1 protein-coding gene and 1 pseudogene are annotated in these 649 nt (G+C 58.7%); both read right to left on the bottom strand.

All coding sequences use genetic code 11. The features are described from left to right. Window positions 1-352: enoyl-CoA hydratase/isomerase family protein (locus ACGLHR_RS52050; RefSeq protein ID WP_400103984.1), on the bottom strand; the 352-nt coding region annotated here is incomplete at its 3' end. Between the two features lie 108 nt (window positions 353-460). Then, window positions 461-649: pseudogene (locus ACGLHR_RS52055) on the bottom strand (3-oxoadipate CoA-transferase); the annotation flags it as partial.

Below are 649 nucleotides of genomic sequence, written 5' to 3' on the forward strand. Positions count from 1 at the left end.
TGTAGTCGCAAGCGAGCACCACTTCGAAGCCGCCACCGAGGCAGGTGCCATTGACGGCTGCGACGATCGGAACTGGCCGCGTCTCGAACGCGCGTAGCACTTCGAGCGGATCGACCAGCCCTTTGCCGTGTCGCGCAATGCGGTCCGGGAACAGTGACACCTCGGCGCCTGCCGAGAAATGCCGCAATCCGCTGCGCAACAGGATTGCGCGGGAACCGCGCTTGACCGCCGCGTCGAATTCTTCGAGCAGCGCGCGGTACATCGTTGGACCCATGAGGTTGTGCGGACGAAAATTCATCGTCAACACGGTCACGCGTTCGTTGATCTCACGCATCACGATAGGTTCGCTCATTGTTGCTCCATGTATTTGGTTCAGGCGTTGTCGAATTGAACAGACAACGTTCGTTGCGAAGTTCCCTTGGTTTGAATCCAGGGCGTCATCCGGGCTTGCAGGTTGAGTTCATCCGACTGCCCCTCGGAGCATCTGGACGCCCGTCAATTCGCAGAGTTCGTCGAACGATATGTCCGAGCAGATCTCGACGACCTCCAGGCCCGAAGGCGTGATATCGATAACCGCCAGATCGGTATAGATCCGGCTCACGCAACCCATCCCGGTGACGGGATAGGAGCATCGTTCGACGATCTTGCT

This window comes from Cupriavidus sp. CuC1 (assembly GCF_044627735.1).
Taxonomy (GTDB): Bacteria; Pseudomonadota; Gammaproteobacteria; order Burkholderiales; family Burkholderiaceae; genus Cupriavidus; species Cupriavidus ulmosensis.